Raw genomic sequence first — 26,302 nt, 5'->3', positions numbered from 1 at the left:
GCCCATGCGGATATATCTGATGCCGCACCAGTATTCCGGGTAAATGCCGCTCAATACGAAATTACAGGCATGTACCGTAACTTTTCAGGAATCCGGATCACGGAACAGCATTTTCAGTACAGATTACTTTCTACGGTTTCGCAGCTGAAGCAGATATGGTCATGATGATATCTCCCTTCAAAATAAGGGCATGCCGTATATTTTACCGCTCCGCCGTATTGATGACTTTATGAACCGGCCCTGCCCGGGTAAGACAATCCAATATACGGTATATCATCATGCTGTTGCCTGTAATGCCGATCAGATTATAATTTCGGCATGTGAAAATGCTATCTTGAAGCTGATGATCCGGGCATATTTCCTGCTTTAGGCTTAATCTCTCTTATTTATTTCATTATTTTTATTGCAACTAAGTTGCATTTAAAGTTAATTTTGTCTAATTTTGCAACAAAGTTACAATAAGAAATGAGCTTAAAAATTCTAGACCTTATCGGTATTTCAGCAGCAACCCTGTGCCTGATCCACTGTATTTTATTTCCGATACTGATGATCATTCCAATAGGAATTTCGCACCATCCGTTAATAGACCTCTTGTTTCTGTTAATCGGCTTAATTGTTGTTTTCAGGATTACGAAAACCATCCGTTCCGCCGGGCTCAAAATACTTTTCTGGGTCTCTGTTTCACTGATTGCCCTTTCTGTAGGACTGGATTTTATATTCCACCTTCATTCCGGGCTCATTTATTTCGGAGCTGCAGGCCTGATCACAGCCCACATCATCAACTTTAGAAATCACAAACACTGACTGATTTCTGTTTTATTCTGAACTTATGCAAAAAAGAATTCCTGTTACCGTTCTCAGCGGCTTCCCGGGCGCAGGTAAAAACACGCTTCTCAATCATGGCATTCATAACAAAGACAATCTTAAAGTTGCCGTCATTGCAAATGACACGAGCGGGGTTAATATTGATGCAGAGTGAAAATCCGCTTTCCGGACCGAAAAAAAACTGGTGGAAATGAGCAATGGCTGCATCTTCTGTACATTAAGAGACAACCTCATTTGAAGACCCATTCCCTAAAAATATTTAATCAATGAAAAAATCATTTTCCAATCCTTATGATGTCATCATCATCGGCGGAAGCTATGCAGGATTATCAGCAGCTATGGCACTCGGAAGGTCGCTCAGAAAAGTTCTGATCCTGGACAGCGGGAACCCATGCAATGCGCAGACGCCCCATTCCCATAACTTCATTACCCAGGACGGTAAAAAACCGGCGGAAATCTCAGGGATTGCTTTGGAACAGGTTTTAAAATATAAAACTGTTGAATTTATCAGGCAGAAAGCAATTGAAGCCAAAAAAACTAATTCAGGATTTGACATCAGGACCGGATCCGAAGAATTTTCAGCAAAGAAAATCATCCTGGCAACCGGCATCAGAGATATTTTTCCGGATATCCGGGGCCTGAAAGAATGCTGGGGCATTTCAGCAATCCACTGCCCATATTGCCATGGTTATGAATTCCGGGATCAGAAAACCGGGATTATGGCCCGTGGTGACAAAGCACTCCATATTGCGGGGCTGGTTAAAAACCTGACGGATGACCTGATGGTATTTACCAACGGAGAAAGTGAATTTTCTGAAGAACAACTGAATAAACTCAGCAAAAACAATATTCCGGTTATTGAAGATCTTGTTTCGGAAATCATCCACCATGCCGGAAAGCTGTCTGGGATTAATCTTTCAGACGGAAAATCTTTCCCGGTTGATGCTTTATATACTTCCCTGCCCTTCCGGCAGCATTCGGATATTGCAGGGCAGCTGGGCTGTGAGCTGACGGAAACCGGGCATCTCAGGGCAGACAATTTTCAGAAAACAAACATTTACGGTGTTTTTGCATGCGGAGACAACGCTTCATCGATGCGTTCGGTAGCCAATGCAGTCTCTGCAGGAAACGTTGCCGGAGCAATGGCCAACCATCAACTGGTACAGGAAGTTTTTTAACTTTCAGGTGACTGCCTCAGGAAAATAAGGTATAAACCGGAAAAAATTTCATTTATAGACAGACGTAAATCCCCAATGCTTCTGCTCTGCTCACTTCCGGGGACGGTTTCAGCATAATAATGGTTCGCTTGCTATAGGTCCCGATGGGAAAACCCCTCTTCCGGCCTTGCATAAATTTAAAAAGGAAGGGAAGAAAGCAGGTACGTAACTACGGCAGCCGTTACCCATGCTGCGCCGGCAGGCTGCTGCATCAATTATGCCTGAACAAATGCCGGGCTGAAATCGCTGAGATGTCTGCAGAACCTGGTTTTGATGTGATGATGCGCGGTGGTGACGGGTTTTTTAGCCCGGCAAAAAGACCAGATAAAAAGATGCATAGGCCATTTACAGGTCAAAACACTATCTTTAGTATCGGTGCCCTTCCCTGTCAATCGACAGAAAAACAACCGGACCTGCGGAACACCTTACCTTTGCGGAAATGACAGAAACAGTCATTAGCCATTGATCAGATGAAAGACCATCAAATGGGTTTTGTACTGTTAAAAGCAGCTGAAATTGAAAGAAAACGCATTTTAAAAATGAAGGCAGTTTCAGGTCCTGCTGGATCCATGCCCGGCATGCCTGCATAACTGTTAACTAAAATTGTATTAAATCTGAAAAATCACTTCTGCCCCGATATAAAACCTCAGATATTGCCGCTTCCTCCTTTTCCGGTTTTTCTATTCTTACGTAATCAGATAAGGGCAGGGAAAGGGTGCTTAGAAAAGTAGTGGTGGTACGGTTCCCTTGTTCATCTACTTTTAAAATGATGGCTCGGCAGCAGGGTGATGCGTTGAAATAGTTTTCATAACGGGCTCCGCATTTGAAGCATTCCGTGATGGTAATGTCAGTTTTTTCCATAATTCATATTTGTGTTATATAAAAACCGGCCAGCCACATGCCGGCCGGTTAAAAACTAATAACCACACTCAAATACTGAGCTGTACTTTTACCCCATAGCCGCTGCCCTGTCAGCAGGTTGACCGTTCAGTTATTCTTTGTCGATGAAATTTTTTGTATGTATACAGAATTCAGTCTTCTACCTGCAATTTATTAAGTTGTGCCACTTTATAAAGTGCATCTATAACTTTCATGTCATCAGTTCTTGTTTTTTTCACCCGTCTTATATAAACAGGATCTTTCTTATCTTCTTTGAGAATTATATTTACTGAACTTGTGTAACGCGCCGGTAACCACTGATCAATGAAATCAAATTTTTCACCGTTCATTTTCTGATTCTTTGGGATAGACAATTTGCCCATATAAATGAAATAATTTATTAAACCTTTTTCGTAATTTTGTGCTTGTCTTTCATAAGACAATAATACTGCAAATATACAATTATATATTTTTAAAACAACAATTTGTTGCAATTTTTACAATTAATTATTGTTTTACTCTTTTTTAACATTAAATAAAAACTTCAATCAGCATGAAAATTTACGAGAAAATTAGGGAGTACAGTAAGGGAAAGGGAGAAACCATGAAGCATATAGCAGATGCATATGGAGTTACGCCGCAGTCTATCCAGCTTTATTTTTCAGGAAAGAATGCGATGCCTCTGAATTTTTTGTCATGGTACCTTGAAACCCATCCGGATATTGACCTTTACGCGCTGTTCAGCAAGGAACAACAGCATATTGTTTCTGAACCCAAAGCTGAATACCAAAACAAGTCTAAAAAAAGCGATGTAATCGACCGGATTGTAGCCATCTTGGAAGAAGAACTGTAGGCCGACATCTTTTCAGACCGATAATTCCGTACATCATAAAAATTCTGTCCGGAAAAATAAATCTGCAGCAGTATGTTGATGTAGGGCCTGCGGGTTTTACGTGATAATCATACAGATCAATTCTGTAATAATCTTCGGCGAAAAAGCCCCTGAAGAAATCAATACTAAAAGCATTATTCATTTCCAAAAAAAACGGATAATGATCATAAACTTTTAAAATTTTTACATTTAGGTTATTATTCTATTCATGTCCTCGTTAATTATGTTAAAATTTTTATGATATCGGTTTTTTGCGTGTTTATTTATTTTTAATAAGTTACCTTTATCGAAAATTGCAAAAACACAAAAACGTTCTGGTATTTCATGCTGTCCGGACCTGTTATCTGATTTCAGGAAGCGTATTGATTGATTGATTGATTGATTGATGAAAATATAATCAGGATATAATCACAAATAAATGGCTGTCCGGCCGGATTGAATTAAATTGAATTGAGATCATCAGGCAACGTATTTTTGTTTTTAATATGGAGGAGGTTTATTGATATTATGCTGAACTCCTATTCAGCTGTTTTATTTTTAAAGAAAAAAAAGATTAGAATCTTATTTGAACATGACAAGCAAAATCACAGGTGTAGGAAATTACATACCATCAGAAACCATCACCAGGTTATTTTTTGACAATCATATTTTCCTGAATGAACAGGGTGTTTTGTTAAAGGATGACAACGCTGCTATTACAAGCAAATTACAGAAAATCACCGGTATCGAGGAAAGGAGATATGCCAGCAGTACGCATGTAACTTCAGACCTCGGCCTTATTGCTGCTCAGGCTGCCATAGAAGATTCGGGAGTTGATCCTGAAACTTTAGATTATATTATTTTTGCCCATAATTTCGGCGATGTGCGTTTCGGTACCATCCAGTCTGATGCAGTCCCGAGCCTTGCGTCAAGGGTAAAGCATCTCCTGAAAATCAGGAATAATTTCTGTGTGGCGTACGACGTCCTGTTCGGGTGCCCGGGATGGCTCGAAGGCGTAATCCAGGCTAATGCATTCATCAGATCCGGTATTGCCAAAAAATGCCTGGTGATCGGTGCGGAGACCCTGTCCCGCGTTGTAGACATTCATGACAGAGACAGTATGATTTATGCTGACGGCGCCGGTGCGGTAGTGCTGGAAGCCAATTCTGATGATGATTCCGGGATCAGGTCCCATTTATCAGCTTCACATACCCTTAATGAAAAAGATTTCCTGTTTTTCGGAAAATCCTATAACCAGGAAAGCTGCCCTGATACCAAATACATCAAAATGGACGGGAGGAAAATCTATGAATTCGCACTTGTTCATGTGCCGGATGCGATGAAGAAATGCCTGGACAGCAGCGGATATTTCATTAATGACCTTAACAAGATCATCATCCATCAGGCCAATGAAAAAATGGACGAAGCAATTGTTGACAGGTTCTATCAGCTGTACAGTGTGCCGACACCTGAAAACATTATGCCTATGGTCATCAGCAAGCTCGGAAACAGCAGTGTAGCCACCATACCTACCCTGCTTACCATGATTCTTAATGATGAACTGGAACTTCACAACATCAAAAAGGGCGACGTGGTCCTGTTTGCATCGGTTGGAGCTGGGATGAATATCAATGCGCTTGTTTATAAGTTTTAAACCATAACGGAAAGCAGACTGATGTAATTAATTTCAACGTATTTCCATATATAATATACAGATTAAAGATTGATATTAACAGCATATCAATCTTTTTTTATTTTAAAGACTCAGGAAAAAAAGTCCCTGATCAGGAATTTCAAAATAATTTTATCCTTTTTAACAATTTACTTATCTTCGTTTTTTTCAAAAAAGATTATTAATAATTTGCCTTAAGAAAGTACGTATGCCCATCAATGCCTCTCACAAACTGATTCCGATGACGGATTTCGTTATTGAATATTATTCACATGAAGGATATGCTGATCTGCAGACCTTAAAACTGATGAATAATTATGCGAATTTTCTGAAAGAACCCCTCACCCTGGAACTTTTTGTACCGGTAGGACAGACAGGAAATATCCTGAAAGAACCTAAGAACTACACTTCCTGGAAATCGCTGGAGCATAACCGTAAAGAACCCTATGATCCTGAAAGCGGCATTGCTTCGGATGAATACAGGCTGTATCAGGAAGCTGAGCAGAAATGTCTTTTCGAAGGTTTCAAAATTGCCTACAACGGTTATTCTGTAGTCAGGATCACCGCTGCGTATAATGAATCCATCGAGCTTTCATTCAACAAAAATGAGCGCATGTTCCAAAAATTCAAAGATGTGGAGTCACTCACTTATTTTGATGAAATCTACCTGAACGAAACGGCCCTGAAAAAACTCGGGCTTACCAATACATTATAAGGGTAAAGTACCGGTGATTCTTATCTTTTTACTGCTTTTCCGTATACATCCAGCGCTCTTTTCCTGGCAGACACGTGCTCTACAATAGGTTCGATATCCTGATCCTCTTCACTGAGCCATTCATTGATGTATTTGTGGTCTTTATCGAACTTTTTGGTCTGTTCGGAAGGATTGAATACCCTGAAATAAGGTGCTGCATCGCAGCCGCAGCCTGCCACCCACTGCCAGTTGCCGTTGTTGGAAGACAATTCATAATCCAGAAGCTTTTCTGCAAAATAAGCTTCGCCCCAACGCCAGTCGATCAGCAGGTGTTTCGTTAGAAAGCTGGCCGTTACCATTCTTATCCTGTTGTGCATAAAGCCTGTTTCATTGAGCTGGCGCATGCCGGCATCTACAATGGGATAGCCTGTTTTTCCTTCGCACCAGAGCGCAAATTCCTTTTCATTATTCCGCCATTCTATATTTTCATATTTTTCTTTGAACGGATGGTTCACTACTTTCGGGAAATGATGAAGGATCTGCATAAAAAATTCCCGCCAGATCAGCTCATTCAGCCAGGTTTCATTATGTTCACGGGCAAACTGTACACATTTCCGCACGGAAATAGTCCCGAAACGCAGAGCCACGCCCAGGCGGGTGGTATGGTCCAGTCCCGGAAAATTCCTGTACCGGTCATAATCATCGATCACCGACTTTTCCGGAAACGGCTCATGAAATGTAATATCCGTTTTTTTGAACCCAAGGTCTTCAAGCTGAGGAAATTTCGGCGCGGCATATTTCAGGAAGTGTGAGAAATCCGTTGTAAAGCTTTCTGTTTTTCCTGATCCTAATGTTTCTTTCCATTTCCGGGAAAACGGAGTATAAACGGTATAAGGCGTTCCGTCCTTTTTTACCACTTCATCTTTTTCAAAGATTACCTGATCTTTAAAACTTTCAAAGCCAATATTCTTTTGCTCTAGAAAATCTTTAATCTCTTTATCGCGCTTTACCGCTGCCGGCTCATAATCCGTATTGGTGAAAACCGTACCTATTTTATAATCTTTTGTTATTTCCTTAAATACTTCCAACGGCTTCCCGATGAACACCCGAAGCCCGCTTTTATGTTTTTTCAGCTCTTTATGCATTCCGCTTAAAGCCTGATGAAAGTAATCGACTCTTTTATCGGCCTTGTTGTCAAGCTTATCCAGGATTTCTTTGTCGAAAATAAATACGGGAAGCACATCACAGCCTGCTTTTAACGCATTGTGGAGGCCTGCATTATCTTCCAGCCTGAGATCCCTGCGGAACCAGAACATATTGACGGCATCTTTTGCTGTAGTATCTTTATCTTTCATCTGTTAAAACGTTTTTTCAGGATTTTAAAGCGGTAATTAAAAATATGGTTCAGCTTGGACTTCACGAAAAGCGTATGTGCTATTTCTCCCAGGAACCCTAAAGGCAGCTCATAGTCTACGGTATCTTTCATCAGGACACCGTTTTCGTTTTCTATGAACTCATGATGATGGTGCCACAGCTTATACGGGCCTTTTTTCTGGAAATCGGTAAAGCTTTTTCTTAAATCCACCTGGATGATTTCCGTTTTCCATTTCATTTTAATGCCTAACAAAGGGGAAACAAAATAATCAATGATCATTCCTTCGTAAATCTCGTCATTGTCAAAATGGGTTAAAACGATAAATTTCATTTCCTTCGGAGTAATTTCAGAAAGATTGTTGGCAGATGAAAAGAATTTCCAGGCGGTATCCAGGTCGCAGTTCAGCTGCTGTTCGCGGTAGAGGCGGTGCTTCATTATTTTTTATGACGTTGAAGTGCAATAAAAATACCACATTGGCAATTGTCCGTACTTTATCCGGCCGACTTAAATTCCAGACTTGAATGTTATAAAAATTTCGGGCCCTGATTTTTAACTAGATCTCTTTTGATTTTTTAGATTCTGCAGATGTAGATACAGAGAAAACTATTAACCTGTCATAAAAATACAGGACAGAATTCTTCACTCCATCAGCCTGTCAGAACAGAAAATTACCGGAATATTATTTATAATGAATGAAAATCCCGTAGTCCGTAGGCGTCCAGAGCGCGGCTTTCTGCCCGGCGGCTTTTAAAGCGTCGTTGGTCCATGTGTTGCAGGTATCCAGAAAGCTGTATGTTCCCTGAGCATCGTAAAAAGCATCATTATTGCCGTAGACGGCCTTGGTAGGAACCAGGATAAAGTTCCCTTTTTCGTCCCGGTCAAATTTTTTCTCAACAAACGCTGCGAGTTTTTTATACTGGTCTCTGCTGATCATGATCATTTTACAGTCGTCCCCTTCTTTCATCGTACGGTAATAACTGCAGTGCATTGCCGATTCGCTCAGCCAGAATGCCGCCTTGAAGGCAGTGGAAAATTTAAGATCTGCCCAGGTCGGGGTGTCCAGGTAAAAGCCTTTGTCGCCCCATCCGATACCTACGAAGTTATAATCTGTTTCCCCGGATTTTGTATTGGAAAACGGTATTTTTGCTCCCCAGTCCTGCAGGTCGTTTTTCACGGGCATAACGATATCCGTATGCACGCCGTTGGTATAGATATAAACCGCGATATCTTTCTTCTGCCCGTCGTCTTTTGCCGGAACTTCAATAAAAGGAAGGAGATATGCTGATGCGGCATAGACCGCTATAATTCCTACCAGGATTCCTAAAGCTTTAAGAATAAGTATTGCCATTTTTTTCACCGTCATGTTTTTTGATATGATTAATAATTAACGTATAATTTTTATAAAGGTATTTTTTCTGAACGGAAATTTATTTAAATTTAAGTACAAAACATTCACAAATATGCGTAAAAACAATAAATCAAGCAAAAGATTTAAAGTAAGGGTGAAAGTGGCTCCGAAAAGGACACAGAAAAAACGTTAGTTTACGATAAGATAGATTTAGATTTATACCTTTTTAAGTTAAATTCTCCTTAAAGGACTTTATTTATATCATATCCAGTTTTTGCAGCACTCATGTAAAAACGGATGACTTTTACGACTTAGCCCGGAACGGTGAAATTCAAAACTATCAGGTTATATCATTATCTGAAGGCTTTTCCAGAAACTCGATATTGCGTTTCAGGCCTGCGAATTTTGTCCGCTTTACGGGTGATTTTCTGAAGATTTCCGAGAACAGTTCCTGGGTAAGCTCTTTCCACTCTCCTTTTTTAAAGTTCTTTAATGCTTCATTCGGGCGGAACCTGCTCTGGCGGTTAGGCATTGAAAACCGGTTCCACGGGCACACGTCCTGGCATACATCGCATCCGAACATCCAGTCGTCCATCTTATCCTTAAAATAATCCGGAATCTCATTTTTAAGCTCAATAGTTGCGTAAGAAATACATTTGCTTCCGTCAATCAATTTTTCTGAAACAATGGCACCGGTAGGGCAGGCATCAATGCATTTCCGGCAGGTCCCGCAGTGGTCTGTGGTTTCATGATCTGCAATCAGTTCCAGGTCACAGATAATTTCTGCCAGGAAGTAAAATGAGCCGTTTTGTTTGGTAATCAGGTTGGCATTCTTCCCTACCCAGCCGATCCCGGATTTCCTTGCCCAGCTCCGCTCCAGGACGGGAGCGGAATCCACAAAGACCCGGAACCCGAATTCCCCGATTGTTTCCTGCAGCTCGGCAACCATTTCACGCAGGATTTCTTTGATCACTTCATGGTAATCTTCTGCATAGGCATATTTTGAAATCTTAAAATTGTCTAAGGCAGAGATTTTCTCTTCCGGAAAATAATTATAGGATAGGGAAATTACCGATTTTGAGCCGTCTACCAACAGCCTCGGATCCAGCCTTTTATCGAAATGGTTTTCCATGTATTTCATTTCGCCATGGAAATTATTCTTCAGCCAGTTTTCCAGCGGCCTCGCCTCTTCTTCCAAGAAATCCGCTTTCGAAATACCGCAGGCCTGAAACCCAAAGCGTTTTGCCGTGGACTTTATCAATTGTGAATATTTCTCAGCGTTTGAATTCATTATTTTTACCTTGCAAAACTAAGATTATTTTATAAATTTGTTTGGGCTTTTAATCATTGAATTGCTGTATTGTCCTTTTTAATGATTTAAATCCAAATTCTAACCTTAAATATTAATATAACATGTCTTTATCAGAAGTTTTAAAATCAGGAAATTATGAATTAATCGACGTTCGTGAACCCATGGAATTGGAGATGGACGGCCATATAGACGGTGCCAAAAATATCCCGTTGGGTGAAGTGGAAGACCGGCAGGATGAAATCTTATCTCTTGAAAAACCGGTTGTGATTTTCTGCAGAAGCGGGAACAGAAGCGGGAAAGCACTGGAATATTTAAATTCACAAGGCTTAAAAGACGGTTACAACGGCGGCGGCTGGGCTGAACTGAAACAAACCATTGAAGCAAATCAGGGAACTTTTTAAAAGTTCCTTTTTTTATTTAAAAACCGGCACTTATGAATTTAAAGGAAAGATTTTCTGAAAACTGTCTGTTATTCACAGAAGACAAAAACCTTATTGAGCAATTATGGTCTGATATTGAAAAAAGGTATACCGGGAAAGGCAGGCATTACCATAACCTGGAACATCTTGAGCATATATTTACCGAACTTGAAACCGTGAGAAGCAAGATCGGGAATTTTACAGAAATTTCATTTTCTGTTTTTTACCATGATGTAATTTACAGCGCGGCTTCAAAATCAAATGAGGAAAAAAGTGCGGAATTTGCGGCATCAGCCCTGCAGAAACTAAACATCACCCATGACGCGGTTGAAAGGATTTCAAAACAAATTATGGCTACAAAATCCCATCAGAAATCTGATGACCGCGATACAAATTACCTTCTGGATGCAGATCTTTCGATTCTCGGAAAAGACCGGAAAACTTATATTGATTATACCCAAAAGATCAGGAAAGAATATTCCGTTTATCCTGATTTGCTGTATAAGCCGGGAAGAAAAAAAGTACTGAAACATTTCTTAGACTTAGAACGTATTTTTAAGACTGAGGATTTTACGGTTCAATATGAAGGTAAGGCACGGGAAAATATCCTGGCTGAGATTGAAAATCACTAACTCATTTTATATATTGCCTTATTTATAAAATCAGCACATTTCTGCAAAACCACATCCGGCTTTTCCTTATGCGGTGTATGCCCGGCTTCCGGGATGATGAATCTTTCCGTGCCTCCGCTTACCTGGGAAACTGTTTTTTCCATCTGATCCAAGGTTCCGTATTCATCCTGTTCGCCCTGTATAAATAACAGTGGTGCCTTTATGTTTTTTAAAAGATATTCAATATTCCATTTTCTAAAGTGATCGCTTAGCCAGGTTTCCGTCCAGGCTTTTACCATCATTTCCACTTTGTCGCCGTGGTATTTTGCCAAGCGTTCAGCAAGATTGGTGGTCTGATATGCCTGCAATGCATCTTTCACTCCTTTTACGGTTACATCTTCCACAAAAATGTGTCCGGCTTCACAGATTACGGCTTTTACTTTTCCGGGGTATTTGGCCGCGGTGATGAGCGCAATGGTACCACCGTCGCTGTGACCGAACAGAATGGTTTCCTCTATGCCCAGGATACCCAGAAGGTCATTCAGTACATCCGCTTCCAGTTCCATGTAATTGTTTTCCCTTTCATGGGTAAGCATCGGATAAGATTTGCCGTATCCCAGACGGTCATAGACTAAGACATTGAATTGCACTGCTGCTGCCAGTTGTTCAGGAAAATTACGCCAAAGCTGCGTGCAGCCTAAGGAATCATGCAGAAAGACCAGGACCGGCCTGTTTTCAAATAAATTGCTGTACGCTGTATATAATTTTTTGCCTTTTATATCAATGATCTTCCCTTCCATTTAACATAATTTACTACAGTCCGGGATTGCCTGCTTCGTTAAATTCGTTCAGTAAATTCCGGAACACTGTTTCCACAGGAAGCACTTCATCAATTAAAGCGGACACCTGCCCGATCTCCAGCTCGCCTTCTTCCATATCGCCCTCGAACATGCCTCGCTTTGCCCTCGCCCGGCCCAGAGAGGCGATCAGGGAGTCTTTATTCTTTCCGGCCGTATAAATATCTTCCAGTTCATTAAAGAACTTGTTTTTCACCATTCTTACAGGTGCGAGTTCTTTTAAAGTCAGATGGGTATCACCTTCCTGAAGTTCCGTAATTTTCTGTTTCCAGTTATCGTGCGCGCTGGCTTCAACGGTTGCTGCAAAACGGGACCCGATCTGTACGCCGTCGGCTCCGAGAACCATGGCCGCTTTCATCTGCGAACCGAGGGCAATTCCGCCGGCCGCAATCAGGGGTTTTGAGATGTGCTTTTTCACATTGGGGATCAGGCAGAACGTTGTGGTTTCATCCCTCCCGTTGTGGCCACCTGCCTCGAATCCTTCGGCTACTATGGCATCGACGCCTGCTTCTTCGCATTTTATGGCAAATTTTGTAGATGATACGACGTGGGCTACTTTTAATCCTTCTTTTTGTAAAGTTTCTGTATAGGTCTTCGGGTTCCCAGCGGATGTAAAGACAATATTCACGCCTTCTTCCAGAATGATCTGAATGACTTCATCCAGATTGGGATAAAGCATCGGGACATTAACACCGAAAGGCCTCTTTGTGGCCTCTTTGCATTTCCGGATATTTTCCCTGAGGATATCAGGATACATGCTGCCGGCGCCAATCAGGCCGAGGCCTCCGCAATTGGAAACCGCTGAGGCCAGCTTCCAGCCGGAATGCCAGATCATCCCTGCCTGGATCACCGGGTACTGGATACCGAACAGCCGGGTAATCCTGTTTTGACTTTGCTGCATATCGTGAAGTTTTTTAGCCGAGTTAAAATCTATAAAATTGCTCATGCCGTAAAAATACTAAAAACTACGATGTAACGGGACTTTAGAGCGTAAAAAAACCTCCAGATATTCTGAAGGTTTTGGTTTTATTTTTTAACTGAATCTTTCTTCCAGCTTCCTTTAAGATTACATGAATCATAACGGCCGTCGATTGAAACAAATGTAGTCGGGAGCCTTGAACTGACAAACTTCTCAACCATTTCGTTTCTCTTTTTGTTGAGTGCCATCTGCTTGATCCGGTCGTAATCAGTTTCAAGAGTAATCTGATGTGCAGGAATTACATCTTCAACTTTTACAATCTTCACCACTTTTCTCTTTCTTTCATCTTCATCATCAAAAGCATTGGTAATGTCCCCTTTGTTTAAACCTGCCAGCTCGTAGCTGATGGTTCCGGGAACCGTCTCTCTTTCAAGTTTGTTAGAACCGTCAGCTCCCGCAATAACCCCGGCGTTGAATTTGGTTCTTTTATCATCCGAGAATTTAAAAGCTGCATCTTTGAAAGTGATTTTACCGCTCTGAACCAGTCCTCTGATACTGTCAAGCTTTACCCTTGCCGTTTTCACTTCATCATCCGTAGGCGTTGCCATCAGAAGAATATGCCTTGCTTCATAGATCTTTCCTGACTTTTTTACCAGCTGGATAATGTGATACCCGAATTCCGTTTCTACAGGTTCTGATATTTCCCCCTCCTGAAGGTTCAGTGCCGCCGCCTCGAAAGGCTTTACCATCTGCCCTTTTGAAATGTTCTTCATCAGACCGCCGTTGGAAGCTGACCCCGGATCTTCAGAATAAATCCTCGCCTGGCTTTCAAAAGTTTCGCCTCCCTGAATATCTTTCTTGATTTTATTAAGCCTGTTGATCAGGTCCTGCTTGTGGGCTTCCGTAAGCTTGGGAAACATCATGATCTGTGACAATGATACCTCATCCTTGATCTCAGGCAGCTGTGCCTTGTACTGATTATAGAAATCGGTTACCTCGTTGGGCGTAACATCAGCCTTTTCGGTAATTCTCTGGTATTTGGCCTGCCCGTAATATTGATCGATATCGATTTTCTCGATCGCATTTTTCATTTCATAACCGTTTCTGAACTTATAGGCCGTCAGCATTGCTTTTTCGTCAGGAAACTGGGAAAGAAGCTGCTGGTATTTCGCATTAGCCTGTTCCTTGATTGCTGCAGAACGATTCTCAATCAACGTATCTTTTCTGGCTTCATAAACCAGAAGCTTATTGTTCAGAAGGTTTTCCAGAAACTCGCACTTATCAATATTGGAAGCTCCCTGCTGTTTTGCATAATTCATCTGCTCATTTACATCAGATTCCAAAACAATTTCATCACCGATTACCGCTGCAATACCATCGATGAGATCTCCCTGTTTCAGCTGGGCTTTCATGGTATTGGCCCCCATCATCATGATGAAAATCCCAAAAAGAAAAGTGATCTTAAGTTTATTTGTCATTTTACTATTTTAAACAAGTTGCAAATTTAGAATTCTTAATGAATTACACTAAATTTTTTATTATAAATATTTCTTAAAAAGAGGGAGTTACTGGAGTTCTATGTCAAAAGTTGTCAGTTCTTTAAACTGTCTCAATCTTTCGAACATATCCTTTTCGTTTACTTCCTGGATTCGCTCCGTTCCGAATTTCTCTACCGTAAAAGAAGCCATAGCAGAACCAACGATCAATGCAGATTTCATGGTTTCGAAATCAGTTTTTCCTTTTTTGGCGAGATAGGCTGCAAAGCCCCCGGCAAAGGTATCTCCGGCTCCGGTAGGATCGAACACTTCTTCCAGCGGAAGTGCAGGAATGGCAAATATTTTATCGTCATGAAAAAGCAGGGCACCGTGCTCGCCTTTCTTGATAATTACATATTCAGGGCCCATACCGTGGATTTTCTTGGCTGCTTTTACCAGAGAATATTCTCCTGAAAGCTGTCTTGCCTCTTCATCATTGATGGTGATAACATCGGTTTTGGCAATCATATCCATCAGGATATCCCAGGCGCTGTCCATCCAGAAATTCATTGTATCCAGGATCACAAGCTTCGGGCGGTTGTGCATTTTTTCAAGTACTGAAAGCTGCACGCCGGGGTGAAGATTTCCTAAGAGCAGAATTTCTGCATCCTGCATAGATTCAGGAATCTTAGGATCAAAGTTTTCCAGGACGTTGACTTCTGTTGCTAAAGTATCTCTTGTATTTAAATCATTGTGGTATTTTCCGGACCAGAAAAAGGTCTTTCCTTCTTTTACGATCTCAATTCCTTCAATATTGATGTCCCTGTCTGTAAACATATCAAGATGCTCCTGCGGGAAATCTCCTCCCACTACAGAAACGATTCCGGATTTTACTCCTAAAACGGATGATGTGATTCCGATATAGGTTGCAGCACCTCCTAAAATTTTATCTGTTTTGCCGAACGGCGTTTCAATAGCATCAAATGCAACACTTCCTACAACTAAAAGTTTCATATTATTTTCAAAGTATATTAAAAGTAAGTTAATTTTTCCATTCAAAGGTATCCAGCAGGTGCTTCATATCTTTCTTGATATAATCCACTGCAGGAGCCAGAGAATCTGGCTTCGGCCTTGTGTTAAAATATAAATAAGCCGTTACGAAATGTTTCGTGCTGTCTGTAATATAGAACTGCAGGTTAGACGCACTCTGCCCCTTCAGTTCATAAAAGTTTCCGTAGACTTTTTTACCAGGATATTCAAAAGACTTTGTGTCAATGGCACTTGCTTTAATGGTATGCTCGTACACCATTTTTTCGGCTTCCCGGATGTGATCGGCAAAATCATTCTGTATCGGGTAATACGTCACGAAAATCTTGGCTTTCATTTTGGGATAGTTCAGGTAATACCAGCAGGGCTTTTTGGCATCTGTCATTTTTGCAAAATCAGAATATTCAAACGTATAGGAACAACTGTTCTCAAATTTCTGGTATTTCGGTGCCGGATATTCCAGCCGCAGTTCCCCGTAAGGCTTTGGTACCGGATCTTTTCCGCAGGCTACCAGAAGCAGGGCTGCAAAAATAAAAAGGGCATTTTTAAACATTTTGCAAAAGTACAAATTAGATTTCAGATTTAAAGGCACAAATTTCAGGATTTCAGCGGGTTTAAATGATAAACAGATGGATTAAAACTGTCTTAAAGCGAAGTTGGTGAGCCATTTAATTTATATTATGTATGAAAAAATGTAAATTATTCCGTTTTAAAATTCTTCATGTCTCAGGTATTCTTAATTAAAAAAACAATTCTTCGCGCCTGCTCCGTATATAATTTTCCAGCGGTTTCGGGAATGACTTTTCATGAGAGCCGGCATCATCAGTAATAATATACTGGTTTCCAGCAATAAAATGGTCCCAAACCGATTGGGAATCAATTTCAACATTAAAAATTTCCAGGCTCAGGTTTTTGTGGGTAAGCTTATGCTGCATAGTCCGTACACTCCGGATAAAAGGCATCAGCTCTTCCGGAATTTCATCAGGGAACTCAAACAGCTTTTTCCAGATGAAATCATCTTTCCGCTGCCGGATTAAAAACTGCCCGTTCCTGTGAACAAAGTAATATTTGAGATGAAGATCCTGAACCTTTGCTTTTTTTGTTTTTACCGGAAATTCCGAAACCCTGCTTAATGAAAAAGCCAGGCAGTCTTCACGCAGAGGGCATTCATGGCAGAGTGGATTTTTCGGCTTGCATATTTCCGAGCCCAGGTCCATCATGGCCTGGTTAAAATCCCCGACATTTTCCGGAAGAACCAGCTGTGCCAATTCTGAAAAATAAGTAAACGCGCGGGAGCCTGAAATATCAAAATCATCAGCAAAGACTCGACTGAGCACACGGTAAAAATTACCGTCAACAGCTGGCATCTTACCGTCAAAACAAATACTGGAAACGGCTGCTGCTGTATACTTCCCTACGCCTTTCAGCTTTAAAATCTCTTCATACTGATCCGGAAAAGCACCTTGGTAATCATTCATAATCTGCTGTGCAGCCTTGTGAATATTAAGGGCTCTTGAATAGTAGCCCAACCCTTTCCAGTACAACAGGACCTCATCCTCTTCAGCATCTGCCAAAGTTTTCACATCCGGAAACCTTCCGACAAAATTATTGTAGTGGCCGAGCCCCTGGCTGATCCTGGTCTGCTGAAAAACAATTTCACAGATCCAGATTTTATAAGGATCCCTGGTCTGCCTGAACGGGAGATCCCTGGCATTTATTTTATACCATGACAGAAGTTTACTGCCTATCTGCTTAAAGTTTGAATCTTCTTTTGTCTTTTCCAAAAAACCATCTCATTTATACCGGCAAAGATAATATAATTTACTCTTCTTTCTTTACAGAATAAACCGGGGCCGTTCTCAGCCATTGGTATTTCAGATTTTTTTCTTTGGCAATAAAAGGATAGCCTTCCAGTTTTTTAAGATACATATACATGGTATCTTTTTTCAATTTCAACATTTGATTAGACAATATCTCAAACGGAAATACAACAACAGAATCCCTTGTTGTTTTTAAGACTTTTCCTGAAGCAATTTTATAGATAAAGACAGGACGGCCGCGGCCGGAAGAACTGTCTGCCAGTTTTACATCTGAAGCGGAAACCACCATATCGCTGGCATTAAAACATTCCTGTTCATCCATAACATAAGCGGTCCCTTCCTGTCTTTCATTGGCAAAAAGATCAATTTTATGCTCGTTTTGGAGCTTCTTATCTTCGCAGCTTATTGAAAAAGTCATGAAAAGTACCGGTAAAAAGTACAGCAGCCTTCTTTTCATCATTATAATTTTAAAGATTTGGTAGAAAAAAACCGATGTAAATTGCATCGGTTTTTATTATTCTTGATAAATATTTTTTATTCCTGAGTGTATTGTGCATCCCATTCGTTTCCGTCATCTCCTTTGTGCCCGTCAAGTTTAATAACAAAACTTTTGGTAGGGAAATAAGGAGTTAAACGGATATCCAGCCACACCCTGTCTTTATTGACCCTGTCCTGCTCGAAGCGGACGATCTTAAATTTTTCAATCAGTTTATCAGGTCCTTTGATATTGTCTAAGAACTGAACTACCTGTCTTCTTAAATCATCCTCATTCTTCGCATTCCAGTTTTCGAATGCTCTTCTATTGAGGAAATCCAGTAATACTTTGGTTACATAGTCGAATACACGCACTACGGAATAGGTCTGAAGACCGATATTATCTCCTGTAAATAATGTTTTTGCAGAGAATGCCATGATTTTCCCGTATTCGTTGACCATGGGAACCAGTCCCATTTTTTCCAGCTGGGAAATCTCGCTCTTTTTAAGCTCGAATTTTACAGCATCCACTTCGTTGATGTTTCCATGCTTTTTACCTGCAGCTACCTGAGACATCAGCGTTTTATGGATCTTTCCTGCCAGTGAAGTGGAAGGCGGAAGCTCTACATTTTCCTCCTCGCCTATTTCTTCTGCTTTTCCACGGCCTACAAGCCAGTTACACGTCATAATCACGTTACTTCTGTGCAGCTCACCGCCTGTGAGGTTTGCCGAATGGAATAAGTCTACTACATCATCCGGCTTGTCAAGATTGGCAAAATCCGTAACCATCATCACTTTGTTCTCATTACAGATCTTTGCCCACTTTTCAATAACTTTATTGGATCCCAGATACCCAGGAATCGCAAGGATGGAATAATTATCCCTGAGGTCAAGACGGTCATAGTAATTTTTAAATTCTTCCGAAATTGCATCGATGAAAACAGGATTGTCCAAGTCTGAAACCTGATCAAGGCTTGCATTGACGATGCTTACATTATCCACTTTATCCAGTTCTGTGTTTTTGTAAAACTGGGCGACCGTTCTGTAGTTGGTTTCCAGTTCACGAACGGTATCAAGGGTATTTTTAAGATTGAGCTTTAAATTCTGCTCTGCAGACTGTGCTTTGTTTTTACACATATCTGCCATTTTATCCGCAGATTCGTTGCCTTCCAGAAGATCCACCCAAAGGTTTATTTTCTGAAGCAGTTCTTTACGTTCTTCTGCTTTATTGCTGTCTGTAAGAAAAATTTCTTTCCTTGCTTTTCTGGTGGGGTTCATATTAGCGATGCCGTCTACAACGGATTCTACAAAACCAAAACCTCCTATTTTATTGAGTTCGGCAACCGGATTACCTTTTGGCTGACCTGCATGTTGCTGTTGTCCCTGCTGTTGCTGGTTTTCAGCTGCCTGTAATTTACTGTCCATGATTAATGTAACGTCTTTAGATTATTTTTCAAGTTCCTGAGCCACTTCTTTTAACACTTCGACAAACGCCGCCCTTGTCTGGTCATTTTCCAGCATATTACGCAGAATTTTATTGGTTTTCAGCTGGCGTACGATTTTATTGTACTGTTCCTGCTCAATGCTGAGCTGCTGTAAATAATCTGATTTCTGGGTAAGACTTTTGGGAGTGAAGTCGCTGAGACTCTGGAAACGGAACTCTTCTTCTACCACATTGCCGTCTTCCGCTTCGTGCTGTACGCTCACAGAAGGCTGGAAATGCCTGAAGACATCATCCATTGTTTTTAAGCCGGTTACAATTTCAGGGACATAAGATTCATCGGTAGTAAGCTGGCTTACGATCAGCGATTTATTTTCCTGTATGTTCTGAATAGCTTCATTAGCGTCCACTTTTATTTCGTTTCCGCCAACGCCATAATTAAACATTGCCATATTATTATTATTTTGAGATGTTATAAGTTGGTGTGAATCGTTTTTATCAGCATCAAATAGCTGACCAATCCAATGTTTAAATTTAAAAAAAAACTGTAACATAAAAAATTTTGTCAAGGTTTTTATTAAAATATTTAATAATCCGTTAAAATATCAATCATATCCATATTTTATCCTTTTACTAAGCTAGGGAAAATAAAACAGAAACGCACCGTTTCCGATGCGTTTTTAAATCATTAAACTTTTAAAATCCGGATTACCAGATTTTTATCCTGTCCTGAGGGGCTTTATACATTTTATCTCCGGGCTTGATATCGAATGCTTTGATGAATCCATCCTGGTTCACCAACGGCCCGAAAGCCCTGAACACACCCGGGGAATGCGGATCCGTCTTCACCTGGTTGGTCATATACTGGTCTGTGGATTTTGTACGCCAGACCGTTGCCCAGCTCATAAAGAACCGCTGGTCCTGATTGAAACCGCTGATCAGTCCGGGATTCCCGTGATCTTTAAGGTACATCTGAAGGGCATCATACGCCACCGCGACGCCGCCCAGGTCGCCGATATTTTCACCGCTGGTGAATTTACCGTTGACAAAACTTCCTTTCACGGGCTCGTAAGCGCTGTACTGTGCTGCCAGCTGCCCTACTTTTGCATCAAAATTCTTACGGTCTTCATCGGTCCACCAGTTGTTAAGGTTACCGTCACCGTCAAACCTGGAACCGCTGTCATCAAAACCGTGAGAAATCTCATGCCCGATTACGGCTCCGATCCCGCCGAAATTCACGGCAGCATCTGCTTTAGGGTTGTAAAACGGAGGCTGAAGGATGGCTGCCGGGAAAACGATTTCGTTATTTGAACCGCTGTAATAAGCGTTTACCGTCTGCGGAGTCATGCCCCATTCTGTCCGGTCAACAGGCTTCCCTACTTTATCAAGGCTTCTCTGGTATTGCCATGCAGATACATTCTGAAGGTTGGAATATAAGGTAGCTCCCTGTTTCGGGGCTTCTACATTCAGCTCGCTGTAGTCTTTCCATTTATCAGGATATGCGATTTTTACCGTGAACTTGGATAATTTCTCCTGTGCTTTTACTTTGGTAGCCGGAGACATCCAGTCCATGTCATCAATATGGGTCTTGAATGATTTCAGGATGTAATCAATATAGGTTTCCATCTGCTGTTTCGCTTCAGGCGTAAAGTATTTCTCAACATAGAGTTTACCGAAAGCTTCCCCGAGAACACTGTTGACGAGAGAAAGGCCTCTCTTATTCATCGGGCGCTGTTCTTTCTGTCCCTGAAGATATTTGGAATAAAAATCAAACCTCACCTGTTCCAGTTTTTCATCCAGATTGCTTGCATTGCCGTTAATCAGATGGTATTTGAGGTAATCTTTCAGCAGGGGAAGGTTTTTCTGTGTCAGGAACGAATCCATGTTCTGGTAATACTTCAGTTCGCCGACGATTACTTTATCAGTATTTACTCCGGCCTCTTTCAGGTATTTTGCCAGGTTGATATTTTTAACCAAAGCAGGAAGTTCAGATACATTTTTCGGATTGTACCTTAAATTTGCATCCCTGTTCTGCTCAAGCGTCAGCAGATAATTGGCCAGCTGTTTTTCAAAATCAACGACATTTTTTGAGGCAGCATCAGCATTTTTATATCCCAAAACACCGAATAATTTCCCCACGTATGCCTGGTACTCTGCTAACGTTTTGGTATTGGCTTCATTTACTTTCTGGTAGTAATCTCTCCCCAAACCAAGATCAGGGCCGCCAAGATACACGGCATTCATCTTGGAATTTTTCATATCTGCGCCGACTCTCCAGCCATAGAATGAATTATCACCCAGTTTTGTGGCTTCCAGCAGATACTTCTGAAGGTCATTCAGGTTTTTGATGGCATCGATCTTTGCCAGGTCTCCTTTTATCGGAGCCAGGCCTTCTGCATTTCTTTTATCTATATCCATAAAAGACGCATACAGGTTTTGGATTTTCTGTCCTTCGGAACCTGCCGTGTAATTTTCGGATAAAATTTTATTTAAAATATCCAGAGAAGAATCGTCTACATTTTCTCTCAGGGCATTAAAGGAACCCCAACTGGCTTTATCAGAAGGAATCTGCGTGGTTTTCACCCAATTTCCGTTGACATAGCTGAAAAAGTCATCCTGCGGGCGGATACTTTTATCCATATAGGACAAATTGATTCCTTCTTCTTTTATTTCTTCTTTTTTCACCGGCTCTGATACTACTTCTTTAATAGGTTCGGGTTTTTGACTGCCGGCCGTTTTGGCTGCACCGCATGAGTTTAAAAATACAAGCCCTGATAAGGCCAGTATTCCGATATTTATCTTTTTCATTGAATATAATTTTGATTTACACAACTTATCAAATATACGAAATATGATGATTGGTTATCACTGATAAATGATTAATCGTAAAAGCCTGGTATCTGAAATTGATATTTAATGATTCTTTACATAAGCTGCACAACGCTTTTTACCTTTTGTTTTTCACAAAAAAACCGCTCATTGCTGAACGGTTTATTATTTTCTTACGGTATATTATTACCAGATTTTGATTCTGTCTGCAGGCTTTTTATAAAGCTTGTCTCCTTCTTTAACGTCAAACGCTTTGTAGAAGGCATCAACATTGGTTAACGGGCCGAAACTCCTGAAATACCCAGGAGAGTGCGGATCTGTTTTCACCTGGTTTACCATATATTTCTCGCTTGACAACGTTCTCCATACCGTTGCCCAGCTCAGGAAGAACCGCTGGTCCTGTGTATAACCGCTGATTGTACCCGGATTCCCTTTGTCTTTCAGGTACATCTGTAAGGCATCATAAGCGATATTCACTCCGCCTAAGTCGGCGATATTCTCACCGTTGGTAAAGGTTCCGTTTACGTTTGTCCCTTTTACCGGCTCATATTTATCATATTGGGAAGCCAGTGCTTTTGTTGCTTTTTCAAAGTTGGCCTTGTCTTCCGAAGTCCACCAGTCTACCAGGTTACCGTCTGCATCAAACTGTGCCCCTGAATCATCAAAGCCGTGGCTCATTTCGTGACCGATTACCGCACCGATTCCACCGAAATTAACGGCAGCATCTGCTTTAGGATTGAAGAACGGCGGCTGAAGGATGGCGGCCGGGAAAACGATTTCGTTGTTTACCGGATTATAGTAGGCATTTACCGTCTGCGGCGTCATTCCCCATTCTGTCTTATCCACCGGCTTCCCGATTTTAGCAAGGTCTTTGTTGTATTGCCATTCCGTGATATTCTGAAGGTTGGAATACAGGTTTCCTCCTTTGGCTTCTGAAACGATATCCAGCTTTGAATAATCTTTCCATTTATCCGGATAAGCCACTTTTACCGTAAACTTGTTCAGTTTTTCCATGGCTTTTACCTTTGTGGTGGAAGACATCCAGGCAAGGCCGTTGATGTGAACGGCAAAACTTTTCTTTAAATAGTCGATAAGTTCCACCATCTGCGCCTTGGCTTCTGCCGGGAAATATTTATCAACATATAATTTTCCGAAAGCTTCACCCAAAGTACCGTTGATCAGCTCATATCCTCTTTTGTTTAATGCTCTCTGCTCCTGCTGGCCTCTTAAATACTTCCCGTAGAACGCAAATCTGGTATCCCCCAGTTTTTCACTTAAATAAGATGCATTCCCGTGAACCAGGTGGAATTTCAGGTAATCTTTGATAACCGGAAGGTTCTGTGTACTGATAAATTTATCCAGGTTCTTATAATATCCCAGTTCCCCGATGATTACTTTATCTGCACTTACCCCGACTTTTTTAAGATAGCCCGGAAGATCGACATTTTTAACCAGTCCTGAAAGCTGTGACATGGTCTCAGGGTTGTACTGAAGGGTATTGTCCCGGCTTTGCTCGTTGGTAAGATAGGTCTGTGCAATGCTCTTTTCGTAAGCCACAATTCCTTTGGCAGCGGCATCGGCATTTTTGTAGCCTATTTCTTTAAGCATGGAAGCTACATATTTTGTATATTCTGCAAGGGCTTCCGTATTTTTTTCATTGACTTTCTGGTAATAATCCCTTCCCAGTCCAAGTGATGCGTTACCCAGATACACGGCATTCATTTTAGAATTTTTCAGGTCTGCGTCCACGCCCCATCCGTAGAATGTATTTTCACCGTCTTTGGTTACGGAGATTAAATAGTTCTGAAGGTCAGCAAGGTTTTTAATGGCATCGATTTTATTCAGGTCTGCCTGGATCGGCTTGATCCCGTCGGCATTTCTTTTCTGCATGTTCATGTAGGTTGCATACAGGTCCTGAATTTTCCTGCCTTCTGTTCCGTCTGCGAACTTGTCTTTCAGAAGAGAATTCAAAATGGTCATGGAATTGTTGTCCGTATCGTCTGCCAGTTTATTGAAGCTTCCCCAGGTTGGCTTATCGGAAGGAATCTTGGCGGTTTTCATCCATGTTCCGCTTACAAAGTTATAAAAATCATCCTGTGGACGAACTGATTTATCCATCAGGCTAAGATCCAGACCGTTGTCTGCAGACTGGGCGCTCACATTCTGTGAACAGATCCCTGCCAGCAAAAACAGGGAAAGTGTTAGTTTTTTCATTATAATTACAATTTATATAATAAGTATATACTTTTTAAAATTTGTTACGTTCAGGAACAGAATTTATAAAAACAGCAGGAAGCTGCAGCTCCTTTCTCATTTCCGGTTCTTTTAACTGATTTCAGGATAAGTCTATAAACGATCAGTTGCCGATCAGCATCGATACCAGATCCTGAAGGACTTTCTGTGAAACGAAATGCATAAAATCCGGCCTTTCGAGATGCGGCAGGTATAATTTTGAAGTCACGGCCTGATCATCAATCCTGATGCTGTAGAAAACCGTCCCCACTTCTTTGCCGTCTTCCCCTTTTCCGGGCCCGGCCACTCCTGTGGTAGACAGAGCTATACGGGTACCAAACAGTTGTTGACAGCCTTCCGCCATTTCTGTAGCTACCTGTTCACTTACAACGGTAAACTCATCAACGGTTTCTTTTTTAACTTTTAAGATCTCTATTTTCCGGTCTGTGGCATACGCTACCATTCCGCCGGTGTAATAAGATGAACTGCCGGGATTTACGGTAAGCATTTTTGCCAGTTCCCCGCCGGTACAGCTTTCTGCCGTGGAAATTGTCAGTTTTCTTTCTGCCAGGATTTCCGCCAGGATTTTCTCAATTTTATCTCCGGAGGTAGCAATCACATGACCATCGATCAGAGGAAGCAGTTTCCGGATCTCATCTTCCAGCTGCTGCTCCAGGAAAGGTTCATTTTCACCGGTTGCCGTAAGCTTCAGCTTGACACGGGTCCCAACCGGCAGATAGGACAAAGCGATATTTTCAGGCAGAGCCAGTTCCCAGCTTTCAACGGTATCGGCCAGAATACTTTCCGGGATCCCGACTACGGACACAATTCTTGATGAAATATAATGCAGGCTGAATTTATTGTGCAGGTAAGGGATGATCTGGTCCTTGATGAGCGGCTTCACTTCATAAGGAACACCGGGAAGACTGAACAGCAGTTTCCCGTCCTGCTCCATCATCATACAGGGTGCCGTCCCGAAATGGTTCTGGAAAACCGTGGATTTTGTAGGCACAAAAGCCTGCTCCCGGTTCCGCTCCAGGATTTCCAGCCGGCCTCGCTTTTCCATATAAGCTTTCAGATGGTTGAAGGTAACCTCATCCAGGGCAATTTCATCACTGAAAAATTCAGCAATGGCTTTTTTGGTTTTATCATCCCGTGTGGGGCCTAAACCGCCCGTTGTGATGATTAAATCACCCGTTTCAAAAGAAGACCCGATTGCTTTTTTAATGGTTTCTATTTCATCTGAAATCGTAAGGATCTGTGAAACCTGTATCCCTATATTTTTAAGCTCCGAAGCAATGAAATTGGAATTGGTGTCTACCGTATTTCCTGAAAGGATTTCATCACCGATGGTAATCAGAACAGCATTTTTCATATATTAATGTTCGAAAAAATTCTTTTACAAATGACGGGAAATTCTCTTTGCCGGACAATATAAATTGATTTTTTATATTTTTGGCAGGAATTGTTTAAAACTATAATTAAGTATGTCTAAATACGATGATGCTTCATGGCATTACGGAAATGATTTTCCTGAAGGGCTTCCCGAAAAAAACGGGGCTACCCATACCGGTATGTTCCTGAACTGGTGCATTGATAAAGATTTGATTTCCGATGAGCTGAAAGAAGATGTCCGGGAGGAAATAGAAGTGTTAAAACGCAGGGAGATCACAGGTGCGGAATTTGTGATGGAAGCCCTGGACGGAAAGTTTTCCGAGCATGATCTCAATACGATGGGAAACAGCTTTGCAAAAGACTATTATAAAGATGATACGGATTTCGGAAACAGGTTCAGTTCATTTGCCGATGATTATGTGAATCTTTTTGATACTAAAGCTGAAGAACATGACTATGAATATGAAACCTTTTACCACATTGAGGATAAGTACGAAAATTATGACCTGATGAAGCAGGTAATCGACTATCGTTTCGAGGAATGGAAAGAATATAAACGGTTAAACTAAAAAATAAAGTTTGTCATTCCA

Annotated in this window: 26 protein-coding genes and 1 pseudogene; 9 read left to right on the top strand and 18 right to left on the bottom strand. The window is 41.3% G+C overall.

The features are described from left to right. Nucleotides 1-465 precede the first annotated feature (465 nt). From SD427_RS05450 to SD427_RS05440, 3 genes and pseudogenes are all read left to right on the top strand, one after another. Nucleotides 466-804 (top strand): MerC domain-containing protein, encoded by a 339-nt coding sequence (locus tag SD427_RS05450; protein ID WP_320560267.1) that lies wholly within the window; start codon nt 466-468, stop codon nt 802-804. 25 nt (nt 805-829) lie between these two features. Further along, nucleotides 830-1,060 (top strand): annotated as a pseudogene (locus SD427_RS19050) (GTP-binding protein); the annotation flags it as partial. Between the two features lie 31 nt (nt 1,061-1,091). After that, entirely contained in the window at nt 1,092-2,003 is a 912-nt protein-coding gene (locus SD427_RS05440; RefSeq protein ID WP_320560265.1) for an NAD(P)/FAD-dependent oxidoreductase, read from the top strand. A gap of 636 nt (nt 2,004-2,639) precedes the next feature. Here the strand turns inward: SD427_RS05440 and SD427_RS05435 are convergent. After that, nucleotides 2,640-2,903, bottom strand: a complete 264-nt coding sequence (locus SD427_RS05435) for a hypothetical protein (RefSeq protein WP_320560264.1) — start codon at nt 2,901-2,903, stop codon at nt 2,640-2,642. Nucleotides 2,904-3,073: 170 nt separating this feature from the next. Further along, a complete protein-coding gene (locus SD427_RS05430) occupies nt 3,074-3,415 on the bottom strand; it encodes a hypothetical protein (protein WP_320560263.1) in 342 nt (113 codons plus the stop codon). Nucleotides 3,416-3,474: 59 nt separating this feature from the next. On the opposite strand from SD427_RS05430, the gene SD427_RS05425 reads away from it, so the two are divergent. From SD427_RS05425 to SD427_RS05415, 3 genes are all read left to right on the top strand, one after another. Continuing rightward, entirely contained in the window at nt 3,475-3,774 is a 300-nt protein-coding gene (locus SD427_RS05425) for a helix-turn-helix transcriptional regulator (RefSeq protein ID WP_320560261.1), read from the top strand. Nucleotides 3,775-4,384: 610 nt separating this feature from the next. Next, nucleotides 4,385-5,446 (top strand): ketoacyl-ACP synthase III, encoded by a 1,062-nt coding sequence (locus SD427_RS05420; protein ID WP_320560260.1) that lies wholly within the window; start codon nt 4,385-4,387, stop codon nt 5,444-5,446. 226 nt (nt 5,447-5,672) lie between these two features. After that, nucleotides 5,673-6,179, top strand: a complete 507-nt coding sequence (locus SD427_RS05415) for a hypothetical protein (RefSeq protein WP_320560259.1) — start codon at nt 5,673-5,675, stop codon at nt 6,177-6,179. Nucleotides 6,180-6,199: 20 nt separating this feature from the next. Here the strand turns inward: SD427_RS05415 and SD427_RS05410 are convergent, their stop codons facing one another. From SD427_RS05410 to queG, 4 genes are all read right to left on the bottom strand, one after another. Further along, entirely contained in the window at nt 6,200-7,513 is a 1,314-nt protein-coding gene (locus SD427_RS05410; protein ID WP_320560258.1) for a deoxyribodipyrimidine photo-lyase, read from the bottom strand. Continuing rightward, on the bottom strand, nt 7,510-7,968 hold the full coding sequence (locus SD427_RS05405; RefSeq protein ID WP_320560257.1) for an SRPBCC family protein: 459 nt from the start codon (nt 7,966-7,968) through the stop codon (nt 7,510-7,512). Before SD427_RS05405 ends, SD427_RS05410 begins: the two co-directional genes overlap by 4 nt. A gap of 244 nt (nt 7,969-8,212) precedes the next feature. After that, complete coding sequence (locus SD427_RS05400; RefSeq protein ID WP_320561018.1) at nt 8,213-8,890, bottom strand: TIGR02117 family protein; 678 nt, start codon at nt 8,888-8,890, stop codon at nt 8,213-8,215. A 331-nt stretch (nt 8,891-9,221) separates the two neighbouring features. After that, nucleotides 9,222-10,172 carry a tRNA epoxyqueuosine(34) reductase QueG gene (gene queG / locus SD427_RS05395; protein WP_320560256.1) on the bottom strand — a complete coding sequence of 317 codons (951 nt, stop codon included), beginning with the start codon at nt 10,170-10,172 and terminating at the stop codon, nt 9,222-9,224. A gap of 122 nt (nt 10,173-10,294) precedes the next feature. Here queG and SD427_RS05390 point away from each other — a divergent pair, with 122 nt between their 5' ends. Continuing rightward, nucleotides 10,295-10,594 carry a rhodanese-like domain-containing protein gene (locus tag SD427_RS05390; RefSeq protein WP_320560255.1) on the top strand — a complete coding sequence of 100 codons (300 nt, stop codon included), beginning with the start codon at nt 10,295-10,297 and terminating at the stop codon, nt 10,592-10,594. Nucleotides 10,595-10,626: 32 nt separating this feature from the next. Then, a complete protein-coding gene (locus SD427_RS05385; protein WP_320560254.1) occupies nt 10,627-11,244 on the top strand; it encodes a hypothetical protein in 618 nt (205 codons plus the stop codon). Here SD427_RS05385 and SD427_RS05380 read toward each other — a convergent pair. From SD427_RS05380 to SD427_RS05325, 12 genes are all read right to left on the bottom strand, one after another. After that, complete coding sequence (locus tag SD427_RS05380; protein WP_320560253.1) at nt 11,241-12,023, bottom strand: alpha/beta hydrolase; 783 nt, start codon at nt 12,021-12,023, stop codon at nt 11,241-11,243. The two genes, SD427_RS05385 and SD427_RS05380, sit on opposite strands and share 4 nt — an antisense overlap. Nucleotides 12,024-12,036: 13 nt before the next feature. Then, complete coding sequence (locus SD427_RS05375) at nt 12,037-12,981, bottom strand: nitronate monooxygenase (protein ID WP_320560252.1); 945 nt, start codon at nt 12,979-12,981, stop codon at nt 12,037-12,039. Between the two features lie 125 nt (nt 12,982-13,106). After that, nucleotides 13,107-14,477 (bottom strand): peptidylprolyl isomerase, encoded by a 1,371-nt coding sequence (locus tag SD427_RS05370; RefSeq protein WP_320560251.1) that lies wholly within the window; start codon nt 14,475-14,477, stop codon nt 13,107-13,109. 87 nt (nt 14,478-14,564) lie between these two features. Continuing rightward, a complete protein-coding gene (locus tag SD427_RS05365; protein WP_320560249.1) occupies nt 14,565-15,488 on the bottom strand; it encodes a PfkB family carbohydrate kinase in 924 nt (307 codons plus the stop codon). A gap of 28 nt (nt 15,489-15,516) precedes the next feature. After that, nucleotides 15,517-16,074 carry a gliding motility lipoprotein GldD gene (gene gldD, locus SD427_RS05360; protein WP_320560248.1) on the bottom strand — a complete coding sequence of 186 codons (558 nt, stop codon included), beginning with the start codon at nt 16,072-16,074 and terminating at the stop codon, nt 15,517-15,519. 187 nt (nt 16,075-16,261) lie between these two features. Further along, nucleotides 16,262-17,305: an A/G-specific adenine glycosylase gene (gene mutY, locus SD427_RS05355; RefSeq protein ID WP_320560247.1), complete on the bottom strand. Its 1,044-nt coding sequence runs from the start codon at nt 17,303-17,305 to the stop codon at nt 16,262-16,264. Between the two features lie 37 nt (nt 17,306-17,342). After that, entirely contained in the window at nt 17,343-17,801 is a 459-nt protein-coding gene (locus SD427_RS05350) for a hypothetical protein (protein WP_320560246.1), read from the bottom strand. Between the two features lie 74 nt (nt 17,802-17,875). After that, entirely contained in the window at nt 17,876-19,240 is a 1,365-nt protein-coding gene (locus SD427_RS05345) for a DUF5458 family protein (RefSeq protein WP_320560245.1), read from the bottom strand. A gap of 21 nt (nt 19,241-19,261) precedes the next feature. Beyond that, nucleotides 19,262-19,708, bottom strand: coding sequence for a type VI secretion system contractile sheath small subunit (locus tag SD427_RS05340; protein ID WP_320560244.1), 447 nt, complete (start codon nt 19,706-19,708; stop codon nt 19,262-19,264). A 256-nt stretch (nt 19,709-19,964) separates the two neighbouring features. After that, nucleotides 19,965-22,064, bottom strand: coding sequence for a M13 family metallopeptidase (locus SD427_RS05335; RefSeq protein ID WP_320560243.1), 2,100 nt, complete (start codon nt 22,062-22,064; stop codon nt 19,965-19,967). A 207-nt stretch (nt 22,065-22,271) separates the two neighbouring features. Further along, nucleotides 22,272-24,299, bottom strand: coding sequence for a M13 family metallopeptidase (locus SD427_RS05330; RefSeq protein WP_320560242.1), 2,028 nt, complete (start codon nt 24,297-24,299; stop codon nt 22,272-22,274). A 142-nt stretch (nt 24,300-24,441) separates the two neighbouring features. After that, nucleotides 24,442-25,692 carry a CinA family nicotinamide mononucleotide deamidase-related protein gene (locus tag SD427_RS05325; protein ID WP_320560241.1) on the bottom strand — a complete coding sequence of 417 codons (1,251 nt, stop codon included), beginning with the start codon at nt 25,690-25,692 and terminating at the stop codon, nt 24,442-24,444. A 112-nt stretch (nt 25,693-25,804) separates the two neighbouring features. On the opposite strand from SD427_RS05325, the gene SD427_RS05320 reads away from it, so the two are divergent. Further along, nucleotides 25,805-26,281: a hypothetical protein gene (locus tag SD427_RS05320; RefSeq protein WP_320560240.1), complete on the top strand. Its 477-nt coding sequence runs from the start codon at nt 25,805-25,807 to the stop codon at nt 26,279-26,281. The last annotated feature ends 21 nt before the right edge of the window (nt 26,282-26,302 follow it).

The sequence above is a fragment of the Chryseobacterium sp. JJR-5R genome (genome assembly GCF_034047335.1).
Classification (GTDB): Bacteria; Bacteroidota; Bacteroidia; order Flavobacteriales; family Weeksellaceae; genus Chryseobacterium.
This window is presented reverse-complemented; position numbering and strand designations above follow the sequence as displayed.

Coding starts and splice junctions, on each gene's coding strand:
- SD427_RS05365 (WP_320560249.1), bottom strand. CDS start 15,488: ATGAAACTTTTAGTTGTAGGAAGTGTTGCATTTGATGCTATTGAAACG.
- SD427_RS05425 (WP_320560261.1), top strand. CDS start 3,475: ATGAAAATTTACGAGAAAATTAGGGAGTACAGTAAGGGAAAGGGAGAA.
- SD427_RS05350 (WP_320560246.1), bottom strand. CDS start 17,801: ATGATGAAAAGAAGGCTGCTGTACTTTTTACCGGTACTTTTCATGACT.
- SD427_RS05435 (WP_320560264.1), bottom strand. CDS start 2,903: ATGGAAAAAACTGACATTACCATCACGGAATGCTTCAAATGCGGAGCC.
- SD427_RS05440 (WP_320560265.1), top strand. CDS start 1,092: ATGAAAAAATCATTTTCCAATCCTTATGATGTCATCATCATCGGCGGA.
- SD427_RS05410 (WP_320560258.1), bottom strand. CDS start 7,513: ATGAAAGATAAAGATACTACAGCAAAAGATGCCGTCAATATGTTCTGG.
- SD427_RS05325 (WP_320560241.1), bottom strand. CDS start 25,692: ATGAAAAATGCTGTTCTGATTACCATCGGTGATGAAATCCTTTCAGGA.
- SD427_RS05345 (WP_320560245.1), bottom strand. CDS start 19,240: ATGGACAGTAAATTACAGGCAGCTGAAAACCAGCAACAGCAGGGACAA.
- SD427_RS05420 (WP_320560260.1), top strand. CDS start 4,385: ATGACAAGCAAAATCACAGGTGTAGGAAATTACATACCATCAGAAACC.
- SD427_RS05330 (WP_320560242.1), bottom strand. CDS start 24,299: ATGAAAAAACTAACACTTTCCCTGTTTTTGCTGGCAGGGATCTGTTCA.
- SD427_RS05390 (WP_320560255.1), top strand. CDS start 10,295: ATGTCTTTATCAGAAGTTTTAAAATCAGGAAATTATGAATTAATCGAC.
- SD427_RS05370 (WP_320560251.1), bottom strand. CDS start 14,477: ATGACAAATAAACTTAAGATCACTTTTCTTTTTGGGATTTTCATCATG.
- SD427_RS05415 (WP_320560259.1), top strand. CDS start 5,673: ATGCCCATCAATGCCTCTCACAAACTGATTCCGATGACGGATTTCGTT.
- gldD (WP_320560248.1), bottom strand. CDS start 16,074: ATGTTTAAAAATGCCCTTTTTATTTTTGCAGCCCTGCTTCTGGTAGCC.
- queG (WP_320560256.1), bottom strand. CDS start 10,172: ATGAATTCAAACGCTGAGAAATATTCACAATTGATAAAGTCCACGGCA.
- SD427_RS05375 (WP_320560252.1), bottom strand. CDS start 12,981: ATGCAGCAAAGTCAAAACAGGATTACCCGGCTGTTCGGTATCCAGTAC.
- SD427_RS05340 (WP_320560244.1), bottom strand. CDS start 19,708: ATGGCAATGTTTAATTATGGCGTTGGCGGAAACGAAATAAAAGTGGAC.
- SD427_RS05380 (WP_320560253.1), bottom strand. CDS start 12,023: ATGGAAGGGAAGATCATTGATATAAAAGGCAAAAAATTATATACAGCG.
- SD427_RS05335 (WP_320560243.1), bottom strand. CDS start 22,064: ATGAAAAAGATAAATATCGGAATACTGGCCTTATCAGGGCTTGTATTT.
- SD427_RS05450 (WP_320560267.1), top strand. CDS start 466: ATGAGCTTAAAAATTCTAGACCTTATCGGTATTTCAGCAGCAACCCTG.
- SD427_RS05385 (WP_320560254.1), top strand. CDS start 10,627: ATGAATTTAAAGGAAAGATTTTCTGAAAACTGTCTGTTATTCACAGAA.
- SD427_RS05405 (WP_320560257.1), bottom strand. CDS start 7,968: ATGAAGCACCGCCTCTACCGCGAACAGCAGCTGAACTGCGACCTGGAT.
- SD427_RS05320 (WP_320560240.1), top strand. CDS start 25,805: ATGTCTAAATACGATGATGCTTCATGGCATTACGGAAATGATTTTCCT.